This window comes from Pseudomonas rhizoryzae (genome assembly GCF_005250615.1).
Classification (GTDB): domain Bacteria; phylum Pseudomonadota; class Gammaproteobacteria; order Pseudomonadales; family Pseudomonadaceae; genus Chryseomonas; species Chryseomonas rhizoryzae.
On the sequence record NZ_SULM01000006.1, the window covers coordinates 153,171 to 164,692 of the forward strand.

General features: G+C 66.3%; 10 protein-coding genes and 1 tRNA gene. 7 read left to right on the plus strand and 4 right to left on the minus strand.

Annotated elements, in window-relative coordinates; all coding sequences use genetic code 11:
• The first annotated feature begins 173 nt into the window (after positions 1 to 173).
• Positions 174 to 1,583, plus strand: a complete 1,410-nt coding sequence (locus FAZ11_RS11345; protein ID WP_240043556.1) for a methyl-accepting chemotaxis protein — start codon at positions 174 to 176, stop codon at positions 1,581 to 1,583.
• Between the two features lie 30 nt (positions 1,584 to 1,613).
• On the opposite strand, the gene FAZ11_RS11350 is transcribed toward FAZ11_RS11345, so the two are convergent.
• The 3 genes from FAZ11_RS11350 to gabD all read right to left on the minus strand — a co-directional run bounded on the left by FAZ11_RS11350 (position 1,614) and on the right by gabD (position 5,894).
• Complete coding sequence (locus tag FAZ11_RS11350; protein WP_058772391.1) at positions 1,614 to 2,819, minus strand: HDOD domain-containing protein; 1,206 nt, start codon at positions 2,817 to 2,819, stop codon at positions 1,614 to 1,616.
• Between the two features lie 114 nt (positions 2,820 to 2,933).
• Complete coding sequence (gabT, locus tag FAZ11_RS11355) at positions 2,934 to 4,214, minus strand: 4-aminobutyrate--2-oxoglutarate transaminase (RefSeq protein WP_058764872.1); 1,281 nt, start codon at positions 4,212 to 4,214, stop codon at positions 2,934 to 2,936.
• Positions 4,215 to 4,445: 231 nt separating this feature from the next.
• Complete coding sequence (gene gabD, locus FAZ11_RS11360; protein WP_058764870.1) at positions 4,446 to 5,894, minus strand: NADP-dependent succinate-semialdehyde dehydrogenase; 1,449 nt, start codon at positions 5,892 to 5,894, stop codon at positions 4,446 to 4,448.
• 342 nt (positions 5,895 to 6,236) lie between these two features.
• Between gabD and FAZ11_RS11365 the strand changes: the two genes are divergently transcribed.
• From FAZ11_RS11365 to sugE, 3 genes are all read left to right on the plus strand, one after another.
• Positions 6,237 to 6,313: transfer RNA gene (locus tag FAZ11_RS11365), tRNA-Arg, on the plus strand.
• Positions 6,314 to 6,449: 136 nt separating this feature from the next.
• Positions 6,450 to 6,836 (plus strand): hypothetical protein, encoded by a 387-nt coding sequence (locus FAZ11_RS11370; protein ID WP_058772390.1) that lies wholly within the window; start codon positions 6,450 to 6,452, stop codon positions 6,834 to 6,836.
• Between the two features lie 164 nt (positions 6,837 to 7,000).
• On the plus strand, positions 7,001 to 7,318 hold the full coding sequence (gene sugE, locus FAZ11_RS11375) for a quaternary ammonium compound efflux SMR transporter SugE (protein ID WP_058764866.1): 318 nt from the start codon (positions 7,001 to 7,003) through the stop codon (positions 7,316 to 7,318).
• A gap of 2 nt (positions 7,319 to 7,320) precedes the next feature.
• On the opposite strand, the gene FAZ11_RS11380 is transcribed toward sugE, so the two are convergent.
• Positions 7,321 to 7,800: a hypothetical protein gene (locus FAZ11_RS11380; protein WP_058772389.1), complete on the minus strand. Its 480-nt coding sequence runs from the start codon at positions 7,798 to 7,800 to the stop codon at positions 7,321 to 7,323.
• A gap of 108 nt (positions 7,801 to 7,908) precedes the next feature.
• On the opposite strand from FAZ11_RS11380, the gene FAZ11_RS11385 reads away from it, so the two are divergent.
• The 3 genes from FAZ11_RS11385 to FAZ11_RS11395 all read left to right on the plus strand — a co-directional run bounded on the left by FAZ11_RS11385 (position 7,909) and on the right by FAZ11_RS11395 (position 11,412).
• Complete coding sequence (locus tag FAZ11_RS11385; protein WP_058772388.1) at positions 7,909 to 8,991, plus strand: PQQ-dependent sugar dehydrogenase; 1,083 nt, start codon at positions 7,909 to 7,911, stop codon at positions 8,989 to 8,991.
• 339 nt (positions 8,992 to 9,330) lie between these two features.
• Positions 9,331 to 10,404, plus strand: a complete 1,074-nt coding sequence (locus tag FAZ11_RS11390) for a saccharopine dehydrogenase family protein (protein ID WP_058772386.1) — start codon at positions 9,331 to 9,333, stop codon at positions 10,402 to 10,404.
• Positions 10,405 to 10,470: 66 nt separating this feature from the next.
• A complete protein-coding gene (locus FAZ11_RS11395) occupies positions 10,471 to 11,412 on the plus strand; it encodes a Gfo/Idh/MocA family protein (protein ID WP_058772385.1) in 942 nt (313 codons plus the stop codon).
• Positions 11,413 to 11,522: the final 110 nt, after the last annotated feature.

Consider the following 11,522-nt stretch of genomic DNA (forward strand, 5'->3'; position numbering starts at 1 on the left):
CGTCGACCTGAGCACAAAAACAAGGAGGTCGCATGCCCAAGCGCTGGCTGGCCGTGTTGTCGCTTCATTTGGTAACGCTCGCTGGCGCGCTGCTGCTCTGGCAGGTATTCGCCCTGCCAATGGTGGAGGGCGCGGCGCTGACGCTGCTCGCCGCGCTCTGGCCCTGGCTGCTGATGCGTCCCAACGCCCCTCCTCCCGAACCTGCCCAGGCCGGGGATGAACTCACCCGCGATCTTTCCCGCAGCACGGCGCGCAATGCCGTGGCCATCGCAGGCGTCGCCTATGCGGCGCAACAACTGGCGGCCAAGGTGCAATCCCAGGCCAGTGCCGCCGCGCAGATATCCACCAGTGCCGCGTCCCTCACCCACACCGAACAGGACAGTGCCAGCAGCGCGCGTCAGGCCCTGGACGTGGTGCAGCAGGTACACGAGCGCAGCGAGGCCGGCCAGGTGGCCCTGAGTTCGGCGATCCGCGCCATCCAGGCCCTGGGCGACCACGCCCGCGAAAGTCGGGAATTGATCGCCGGCCTCAGTGCCCGTACCGACAAGATCCAGCAGGTCACCGAGGTCATCCAGGCCATCGCCAGCCAGACCAACCTGCTGGCACTCAACGCCGCTATCGAGGCGGCACGCGCCGGCGAGCACGGCCGCGGTTTCGCCGTGGTGGCCGATGAGGTGCGCGGCCTGGCGGCGCGGACGTCCCAAGCCACCGGTGAGGTGGGGTTGATCGTCGCCGACATCAGCCAGCAGACCGGCGCGGTGGTCAGCCAGATCCAGCAACTCGCCAATGCCCTGGAGGATGGTGTCCGCCAGGTAGAACAGACGGGCGAAGGGCTCCAGGAAATCGCGCGCCTGGCGCAGACCGCCGAGCGCCAGGCCGAGGACATCGCCCAGGGGACCTCGGCCAACCTCGCCCAGTTGGAAAGCCTGGCCCAGGCGGTGGACCAGGTGCACAGCGATCTGGCCGACAGTGAGCGCCAGACCAGCCGCCTGAGCAACGCCGCCGACGAACTGGTGGACATGGCCGAAGCCAGCAGCGAGCGCCTGGCCGAGGTCGGCCTGGACAGCTATCACCAGCGCATCTTCGAACTGGCCCGCCAGGGCGCGGACGCTATTGGCCGGCGCTTCGAAGAAGATCTGGCCGCCGGACGCATCACCCAGGACGCCCTGTTCGACCGCCAGTACCAGCCCGTTCCCGGTAGCCAGCCGCCCAAGTACCGTACGCGCTTCGACAGCTACACCGACGGCGTGCTGCCGGCCATCCAGGAACCCCTGCTGGAACAGCATCCGGGACTGGTGTTCGTCATTGCCTGCACCCCCGAGGGCTACGTGCCCACCCACAACCGGGCCTTCTCCCATGCCCTCACCGGCGATCTGGCGGTGGATACGGCGCGCAGCCGCAGCAAGCGCATCTTCGGCGATCGCACCGGCAAGCGCTGCGGCAGCCACCAGCGGCGGCTATTGCTGCAGACCTACATGAGGGATACCGGTGAGGTGATGCACGACCTTTCGGTGCCGATCATGGTGAACGGTCGGCACTGGGGTGGGCTGCGGCTGGGCTATCGACCCGATACGACGCGCTAGGCCTTTTTGCTTTGCAAGGTCGGTGGCCCTTCAGACCGCCGAGGACAGTTTGAGCTGGCTGACGGCCAGCTTCCACACCGGCGCTTCCAGGCCGAGCATGCGTCCGGCCTTGTGCTCGACCAGCGTCTCGAGCTCTTCGTCCGCGGTCAGGCTCGCGGCATGGGCAGCCAGGTGCAGGATCAACGAGGGCTTGGCCAGCACCCCCTGCAGGCTGTGCACCGCGGCCACCAGCTCGCGCAACTCCAGCGGCAGGCGCCAATGCCGCTGCAGTTCGGTGGAAAATTCCAGGCTGTAGCGCGCCAGGGCACGTTCCACCGCCGCTTCATCGACCATACCGCCACCGTCGCTCCAGCGTTGCAGCCCCTGCAGCACGGCCAGCTCACCCAGGCGATGCAGCAAGCCTCCGGTGTAACAGCGTTCAGCGTCTTCGCGGACATAACGGAGCGCCAATAACCGGGCACAGTCGGCCGCACGCTGAGCGAAGTGCAGATAAACCTCGGCGCGTTCGGCCAGCAGGGGATGGCCAAGCCGCGTCGCACGCCTGAGGCTCAGACCCAGGACCAGATTGAGGGTAAAACCGACGCCCAGGCGCGGCAGGGCCTGGCTGAGTGTCTGGCAGGATTGCCCCACGCGCTGGGAAGCGCTGTTGGCGGCGGCGATCAGGGTCGCGGTGACCAGCGGGTCCTGACCGAACTCGGTTTCCAGCTCACCCAGGCTGCAACTCGCGCTATCACGGCAGCGCTGGATGATGCTCGGCAGGTCGGCGAACAACGGCACGGCGTCGATCTCGGCCGCCAGCCGTTGCAGATAGTCGTCCAGCGTTCCCAGCAGCGCGGCCTGGCCGGCCTGGAGGTCATCACCCGCAGGCGGCAACAGGCTGCGCAAACGGCGCAACACCTCTTCGGCCGCGTAGGGTTTCACCAGATAGGCAGTGGGCGCCAGGCGCAGCGCGGCGCGTACATAGGCGGCATCGGCCTGGTCGGACAACAGGATGACCGGCTGCAGCGGTTGGACACCACGCTGGCGAATGCGCCGTAAGAGGTCGAGTCCATCGCAGTCGGCGGGACTTTCGACGATGACCAGGGCACATCTCTTGCGACGATCCAGTTCGGCAAGCGCCTGGTAACCGTGACCATATTCATGGACCAAGGCATCGGCGCGCACGGCAAGGATAAGTGACTTGAGCAGGTCACGGGTCCAAGGATTGGCGTCGACGATCAGTATCAGGGGCGGCATCCCAACCCACTCCTGCTCAAGGTAAGCGAAGCGGCGGATAATGCGTCAAACTCGGGCTTTCTGCCAAGCCCGTCACAACCGAACCGCCCTCTTTCGAGGGCGGCCGGCAAGCACTCAGGTCAATTCGGCGAAACATTCGCCGATAATGGCCAAGCCCCGGTCGAGCTCTTCGTCGCTGGCGGTCAGCGGTACCAGGATGCGCAACACGTTGCCGTAGCTGCCGCAGCTGAGCAGGATCAGACCCTTCTGGCGGGCGCGAACCACGATCTGGCTGGTCAGCTCGGCATCGGGCTGCTCGACGTCACCACCCTTGCCCAGCTCCATGGCGATCATGGCGCCCAGGCCACGGACGTCGCAGATCTGCCGATGCTTGGCAGCCAGCTCGCGCAGGCCGGCAGTGAGGCGTTCGCCCACGGCCTTGGAGCGATCCAGCAGGTTCTCTTCCTTGAAGGTCTCGATCACCGCCAGGGCCGCGGCGCACGCGATGGGGCTGCCGGCATAGGTACCGCCCAGACCGCCGGGGGCGACGGCATCCATCACCGTGGCGCGACCGGTCACGCCTGACAGCGGGAAACCACCGGCGATGGACTTGGCGAAGGTCACCAAGTCGGCGTCCACGCCCATCTGTTCCATGGCGAAGAAGGTCCCGGTGCGCCCGGCGCCGGACTGGACTTCGTCGGCGATCAGCAGGATGCCGTGGGTATCGCAGAGCTTGCGCAGGCGCTGCATGAAGTCCTTGGGCGCGGCATAGAAACCGCCCTCGCCCTGCACCGGCTCGAGGATGATGGCGGCCACGTCGCCGGGCGCCGCATCGTTCTTGAAGATGCGCTCGACGCTGGCGATGGCGTCATCGACGCTGATGCCGTGCAGCTCGCAGGGATAGAGGGCGCGATAGACGCCGCCGGGCATCAGCCCCATGCCGGCCGAATAGGGCGCGACCTTGCCGGTGAGCGACAGGGTCATCATGGTGCGGCCGTGGTAGGCGCTGGAGAAGGCGATGACGCCGGCGCGCTGGGTAGCGGCGCGGGCGATCTTGACGGCGTTCTCCACGGCTTCGGAGCCGGAGTTGAACAGCGCGGTCTTCTTCGGGAAGTTACCCGGCACCAGCTCGTTGAGCTTTTCGCAGACCTCGACGTAGGGCTCGTAGGCCAGCACCTGGAAGCAGGTGTGGGAGACCTTGGTCAGCTGCTCCTGCACGGCCGCCACCACGCGCGGATGCAGGTGGCCGGTGTTGAGCACGGCGATGCCGCCGGCGAAGTCCAGGAACTCGTTGCCCTCGACGTCCCAGACCTTGGCGTTCTCCGCACGGGCGACGAAGATCGGGTGGGTCTGGCCGACGCCACGGGCGACGGCGGCGCTGCGGCGGTGCATCAGGGAATCGTTGGTGTGGCTCATTGCAGTCCTCGATGGCCGCTCATCGTGCGGCCGGCTACGGGAAAAGCGCGGACCGGATTCCGGGCAGCATACGATGATCGACTGCCAACGGCCCGGCGTCCGCGCCGGGGGAAAGCGTTGAAGCGGGCTGGCCCTGTTGGGCTTCGACGGTGGAGCCGTCTCAACCCAACCTACGGGTGTCGGTAGGTTGGTTGAGCGCAGCGAAGCCCAACAGCTCAGCCGGCGTCGGGATCAGACGCCCAGGCAGAGGTACTTGATCTCCAGGTATTCCTCGATGCCGTACTTGGAGCCTTCGCGGCCCAGGCCCGAGGCCTTGACGCCACCGAAGGGGGCGACCTCGTTGGAGATCAGGCCGGTGTTGATGCCGACCATGCCGTACTCCAGCGCCTCGGCCACGCGGAACACGCGGGACAGGTCGCGGGCATAGAAGTAGGAGGCCAGGCCGAACTCGGTGTCATTGGCCAGCTCGATGACCTCGGCCTCGTCCTTGAAGCGGAACAGCGGCGCCAGCGGGCCGAAGGTCTCTTCCTTGGACACCTTGGCGCTCTTGGGCACGTCGGCGAGGATGGTCGGTTCGAAGTAGCTGCCACCGTTGGCGTGGGCCTTGCCCCCGGCGATGACCTTGGCGCCCTGGCTCACGGCGTCGTCGATGTGTTCCTTGACCTTGGCGGCGGCCTTGGCGTCGATCAGCGGGCCGATGGTGACGCCCTCCTCCAGACCATTGCCGACCTTGAGCTTGGCCACGGCAGCCTTGAACTTCTCGGCGAAGGCCTCGTAGACGCCGTCCTGGATGTAGAGGCGGTTGACGCAGACGCAGGTCTGGCCGGCGTTGCGGTACTTGGAGGCGATGGCGCCTTCCACGGCCTTGTCCAGGTCGGCGTCGTCGAAGACGATGAAGGGCGCGTTGCCACCCAGCTCCAGCGACAGCTTCTTGATGGTCGGCGCGCTCTGCTCCATCAGCTTGGCACCGATCTCGGTGGAGCCGGTGAAGGAAATCTTGCGCACGATGGGGCTCTCGGTCAGCTCGGCACCGATCTCGGTGGCAGAACCGGTCACCACGCTCAGCACGCCCTTGGGAATGCCGGCGCGCTCGGCCAGCTCGGCCAGGGCCAGGGCCGAATACGGGGTCTGGCTGGCGGGCTTGATGACCATGGTGCAGCCGGCGGCCAGGGCCGGGCCGGCCTTGCGGGTGATCATCGCGGTGGGGAAGTTCCACGGCGTGATGGCGGCAGTGACGCCGATGGGCTGCTTGATCACCAGGATGCGCTTGTCGGCCTGATGGCCGGGGATGGTGTCGCCATAGATGCGCTTGGCTTCCTCGGCGAACCACTCGATGAAGGAGGCGGCATAGGCGATCTCGCCCTTGGCTTCGGCCAGCGGCTTGCCCTGCTCCAGGGTCATCAGGCGGCCCAGGTCGTCCTGGTTCTCGATCATCAGTTCGTACCAGCGGCGCAGCTTGGCCGACCGCTCCTTGGCGGTCAGGGCACGCCAGGCTGGCAGGGCGCGGTTGGCGGCGTCGATGGCGCGCTTGGTCTCGGCGCGGCCGAGCTTGGGAATGGTGCCCAGGGTCTCGCCAGTGGCGGGGTTGTCCACGCTGACGGTGGCGCCGCTGTCGGCGTCGATCCAGGCGCCGTCGACATAGGCTTGCTGGCGGAACAGGGAAGCATCTTTGAGCTGCATTACGGTCTCCTTGGCTGAAAGGGCCGGAAGCAAGGGCATGGACACCCCTGCGCCTGCGATAGGGTCAGGCTTGGCAACGCTGGCATGGCCACCGTTCAGTGCCTGCTGACTAGCCGTCTAGAATGCTACGGCGTTCGAAATATTGAACGCATCCTAGGAGAATCTTGAACCCCTGCGCAAGAGCGAACGAGCCGTTTTCTCATCGACCTTGCTGCCGTTTACGCAGCCCCTGCCCAAGCCGATGAAACAGTCGTTCAAAATCAACAACATCGTGCATCCGGGCATGGACGGTCGGAGGCAAGGTGAGTATGATGGCGACCGATTCAGCGTCACCGAATCGCTGCACTCGTAGCTCAGCTGGATAGAGTACTGCCCTCCGAAGGCAGGGGTCGTGGGTTCGAATCCCGCCGAGTGCGCCATCTTCAGTTCACTGCCGTTGCAGTCGCGTGAACGCCGCCAAAGCCCGCCATCGAGCGGGCTTTGTTGTTTCCTGCCGGCTGAACCAAGCGCTGCGAGCGAGCTCTCAAGCACGTCTTACCTGCCGACGAGGCCAAGATGAGGTCGCTGATTCCCTTCCTGTTCCTTCCCCTGGCCCTGGGTGCCTGCACCCTGCAGCAGGGTCGACCCGCTGACCTTGGCCTGCCCAGTTGCGATCTGGCGCAGCAACGCGCGCTACCGGGTGAGCTGAGTGGCTCGATCACCGATCCGCTGCAGGCGCATATTTCCATGCGTGCCAATGTGCTGCAGGCGGATGTGAGCACGGCGCGGATCGCTCGGCGGATCAGTCAGCAGCAGGCGAACCAGTTCAGCGAGCGCATCGCCCAGGTGCGGCAGCGGAGCGACGACTTCGTCAAGCAGCAGGGCTTCCTGAGCGCGGCCGAGCGGGCCAGTTTTGATCGGGAGTTCGATGGGATCGCCGAGCAGATTTGCAAGCCGCATTAGGTGAGCGACAAGCCCTACGGGTCGAAAGGCCCGGGCGCGACCGTTTAGGATAGCGCCGCCGATCCGGCGGTGAGGTCTTGCCGCCCTTCTCTTCTAGCCCTGGGGACGCCCCCTAAATCGGTGGGCAGCGTTCCGGGACGGCCCGGTGTCACAGGAGGCCGTCCGTGGCTTGGATCTATCTGGTGTGTGCGGGATTGCTCGAGGTGGTCTGGGCATTCTCTATGAAGCAGTCCGCGGGTTTCTCGCGCCTCACCCCGACGGTGATCACCCTGGTCGCCATGGTGGCGAGCGTGGCGCTGCTGTCGATCTCCATGCGCAGCCTGCCGCTGGGCACCGCCTATACGATCTGGACCGGCATCGGCGCGGTGGGCGCCTTCGTGGTGGGCATCCTGGTGCTGGGCGAGGCGGCGAGTCCGCTGCGGATCCTGGCCGCGGCCTTGATCGTCAGCGGGCTGGTGTTGATGAAGCTGAGCTCGTCCTGAGATCAGCCTCCCCTAACGTAGAACACCGGCCGGGTCAGCCAGATGAACAGTAGACCGCCCACCAGCCCGCCCACGGCCATCGCCAGCAGGCCATCCAGGGTGCGGGTGGCGTAGATGAGCACCGGCATGGGGGCGAAGGCATCGATCACACGGATGGCGGCGATCAGGCTGACGCTGGTGGCCAGCGGCAGCAGACAGGCGCGGTAAGCCCCCTTGCGCCGACCGAGCCAGAAGGCGACGGCAAAGGCTGGTAACCAAGCGGCGAGCACGATGGCGGCGTAGACGGGTCCGAAGCCCAGCAGGTCCTGTAGTGAGGTCTGCCAACGGGTGGCGGCGTCTATGGGCAGCCCAAGCCCCTGCAGCGCGGCCAGGTTGTATTGGGTCTGCACCAGGCTGCCCCAGGCGGTGGCCAGCAGCAGGGCGGCGGCGAAGGCCAGCAGCGTGCGGGGTCTGAGCAAGGCGCGCCAGAGCGGTTTGGACATGAGCGGACGTCTCGAAGAGAGGTGATGATGGTCGCGACAGCGAATGCCTGCGGTAGACCTCGGCCGTTATCCGAAGCTTCCAGAGGCTGGGCCTGGTTTGTGTTGCTAATGATTGTGCTCGGCGTTCCGCTGACCAAGGCCGCGCCGGCCTACCGGATCGAGACGGTGGCGACCGGGCTCGCGCGGCCCTGGTCGCTGGCCTTCCTGCCCGATGGCCGGGCACTGGTGACCGAGGGCGTTGGCCGCTTGCGGGTGCTGGTGCCGGATGACCAAGGCCGGCTCTCGCTGCAAGCCGAAGCCGTGAGCGGACTACCCGCGCTGTACAGCGAAGGCCAGGCCGGGCTGTTCGAGGTGTTGCCGGACCCGGACTTTGCGAACAACCAGCTGCTCTATCTCTCCTACGCGTCAGGCACGCGCGAGGCCAATCATTTGCAGGTGGTGCGCGCCCGGCTGGACGGCGGGCGCCTGCAAGACGTTCAAACCCTGTTCACCAGCCAACCGGCCAAACCCTTCGGCCAGCACTTTGGCGCGCGCATGGCGCTGCTGGGCGACGGCACGCTGGCTATCACCCTGGGCGATGGCAACGTCGAACGGACCGACGCCCAGCGACTGGATACCCATCTGGGCAAGATCGTGCGCATTACCCGCGACGGTGACGTGCCGGCGGACAATCCCTTCGCCGATCGCCCCGGCGCCTTGCCGGAGATCTACAGCCTCGGCCATCGCAATCCCCAAGGCCTGGTCTGGGTGGCCGAGCGCCAGGCGCTGTACCAGCACGAACACGGCTCCAAGGGCGGCGACGAGCTGAATCTGATCCGCGCCGGCGCCAACTACGGCTGGCCGCTGACCACCGGTGGCGTGGACTATACCGGCGCCCGCATCACGCCCTTTCGCGAGCTGCCGGGGATCACCCCGCCCCTGCTGGAGTGGACACCCTCCATCGCCCCGGCCGGCCTGACCTGGTACGACGGCACGGGCTTTCCCGCCTGGCGCGGCAGCCTGTTCGTCGCGGCGCTAAGGGAGAAATCGGTGCGGCGGATACCACTGGTGGACGGCAAGCCCGGCCAGCAGGAGCTGTTGTTCCAGGAACTGGACCAGCGCCTGCGCGATGTCCGCAGCGGACCGGACGGCACGCTCTGGTTGCTCACCGACGGTGAGGAAGGCCAAGTGTTGCGGGTGGTGCCAGGGTAGGTAGTGATTGTAGCCGTGGTGATTAGCCGAGGTGCCGACCCTATACAACGCTAGTCGCGGCCATGCCGGTGCGCTGTAGCGACCGCTCCTGCGAGCCGCCGTAGGTTGGGTTGAGCGCAGCGAAGCCTAACATCGTCTCAGGGCTGGCCATGTTGGGCTTCGACGATAGAGCCGTCTCAACCCAACCTACGGAGATATCGATAGCCTGTAGAGCGGCCTCGTCGAAACGACGAATATCCCGCCGTTTCGTCAAATAAAGCACGACGATTCGACGCTCTGACGCTCACATCTGGCAGCGCCGCTTTTTAAGCTGGAGCCCTCAACCACGGAGGATCCGCCATGAAAGTCACCCTGCTCGGCGCCGGCCACATCGGCTACACCATTTCCCAACTGCTGCATGCCAGTGGCGACTATCAGGTGACGGTGGCGGATCGTGACGAGCGGGCCCTGGCCGCCATCGCGGCCCTGGGTGTACGGACCCGCACCCTGGATACGGCCGACGCCGCCGCCCTGACCGCCGCCCTGGACGATCAGGACGTGGTGCTCAACGCCCTGCCCTATCACCTGGCGATCCCCGTGGCCCAGGCGGCCAAGGCTACCAATACCCACTACTTCGACCTGACCGAAGACGTGAAGGCGACCAAGACCATTCGCCAGCTGGCCGAGGGCGCGAGCAACGCCTTCATGCCCCAGTGTGGCCTGGCGCCGGGTTTCATCGGCATCGCCGCCCATTCGCTGGCCAAGCGCTTCGACAGCGTGCGCGAAGTGAAGATGCGCGTCGGCGCCCTGCCGGAATTCCCCACCAATGCCCTGAAGTACAACCTGACCTGGAGCGTCGACGGCCTGGTCAACGAGTACTGCCACCCCTGCGAAGCGGTGCGCAACGGCGAGCTGCAACTAGTGCAGCCGCTGGAGGGCCTGGAGCACTTTTCCCTGGACGGCGTGGAATACGAGGCCTTCAACACCTCGGGCGGCCTGGGCACCCTCTGCGAGACCTTGCAGGGCCAGGTGGAAACCCTCGACTACAAGACCGTGCGCTACCCCGGTCACCGCGACCTGATGAAGTTCCTGCTGGAAGACCTGCGCCTGGCCGGTGACCAGGAGCAACTCAAGGGCATCCTGCGCGGCGCCGTGCCCACCACCATGCAGGACGTGGTGCTGGTGTTCGTCACCGTCAGCGGGATGCGCGATGGCAAGCTGGTGCAGGACGTCTTCAGCCGCAAGATCTTCGCCGCCGAGCGCGACGGCCGGCTGACCAGCGCCATCCAGATCACCACCGCCGCCGGCATCTGCACCGCCCTGGACCTGTTCCGCGAAGGCAAGCTGCCGCAGCGCGGCTTCATCGCCCAGGAGCAGGTGGACATGGACGCCTTCCTGGCCAACCGCTTCGGCAAGGCCTACCAGCCGGCCTGAGCGGGGAAGCTTAGCGGTGCCTGAGGGGTCCATAACGGTAGAGAGACCGTTAAAGGACCCCTTTTCATGCTCAGCGTCGCCATCGTCGGTTGCGAACAGATCCATGCCCAGGATTACCTGGACACCAGCCTGGCCGACCCGCGGGTACGGGTGGTTGCGGTAGCCAGCGAGCGCGATCTAGCCCGGGCGCAACGCCTTGCCGCGCCCCATAGCCTGTCTGTGCTGGACGACTTCCGGCAGCTGCCCGCGGTGGACCTGGCCTTCGTCACCACCGCCATCGACGACCATGAAGCCGCGGTGGCGGCCCTGTTGCCCCGCGCCCGTCATCTGTTCGTGGAAAAGCCGCTGGCCGTCTCGGCCGAGCGGGCCACCGCCCTGGCCGAGCGACTCGCCGGACGCTCCTTCTTCAGCGGCTTCTACCTGCGTACCGACCCGGCCTTGCAGCAGCTGCGCCAGCTGGCGCGGGATGGCGCCATTGGCAGCCTCTCGCATCTGTCGCTGACCGCGGGCCATCCGGGACTGTTGGAGGGTTGGCTGAGCGAGTGGCCGGCGCATCTGGACGAGGCGCGCATGGGCTACGGCGCCTTTGGCGATCTGGCGGTTCATCTGCTCGACTTCAGCGCCTGGCTCACCGACCAGCCGTTGACGGTTGAGCATTGCCGTCTGGAGCGCGACCCTCGTTGGCCGCTGGATCACGGTGGCGAAGCCCTGCTGCACGCGGGCGCCCTGCCCATCCACCTGCGCGCCAGCGCCATCTTGCGCGGCCCGCGTCTGGCCATCCGCCTGGATGGCAGCTCGGGAACCCTGGAGCTCTCCGCCGGGCAACTACTGCTGCACGATGCCCAAGGCAACCGCCAACTCCTGAGCGAAGGCGTCGATCCTGGGGTGCCCCAGGGCGCCCAGGCGGTATTCGATCAGTTACTTGGCCAGGAGCGTCCCGAGCTGGCCACCTTGGACGCTGCCCTTGCAGCCAATCATCTGCTTGATTATCTCTATGGACGCCGCTGAACTGGCAAATTGCCAGCAATATCGCCTGAATGAACCGATTAAAGGTCATTCTATTGATGCCGATAGCGAAGACATCCGGCGCACTGTGGCTGGCCTCTTCTTCGCTGAAA

Coding starts and splice junctions, on each gene's coding strand:
- FAZ11_RS11345 (WP_240043556.1), top strand. CDS start 174: ATGCGTCCCAACGCCCCTCCTCCCGAACCTGCCCAGGCCGGGGATGAA.
- FAZ11_RS11350 (WP_058772391.1), bottom strand. CDS start 2,819: ATGCCGCCCCTGATACTGATCGTCGACGCCAATCCTTGGACCCGTGAC.
- gabT (WP_058764872.1), bottom strand. CDS start 4,214: ATGAGCCACACCAACGATTCCCTGATGCACCGCCGCAGCGCCGCCGTC.
- gabD (WP_058764870.1), bottom strand. CDS start 5,894: ATGCAGCTCAAAGATGCTTCCCTGTTCCGCCAGCAAGCCTATGTCGAC.
- FAZ11_RS11370 (WP_058772390.1), top strand. CDS start 6,450: ATGAGGTCGCTGATTCCCTTCCTGTTCCTTCCCCTGGCCCTGGGTGCC.
- FAZ11_RS11380 (WP_058772389.1), bottom strand. CDS start 7,800: ATGTCCAAACCGCTCTGGCGCGCCTTGCTCAGACCCCGCACGCTGCTG.
- FAZ11_RS11385 (WP_058772388.1), top strand. CDS start 7,909: ATGATTGTGCTCGGCGTTCCGCTGACCAAGGCCGCGCCGGCCTACCGG.
- FAZ11_RS11390 (WP_058772386.1), top strand. CDS start 9,331: ATGAAAGTCACCCTGCTCGGCGCCGGCCACATCGGCTACACCATTTCC.
- FAZ11_RS11395 (WP_058772385.1), top strand. CDS start 10,471: ATGCTCAGCGTCGCCATCGTCGGTTGCGAACAGATCCATGCCCAGGAT.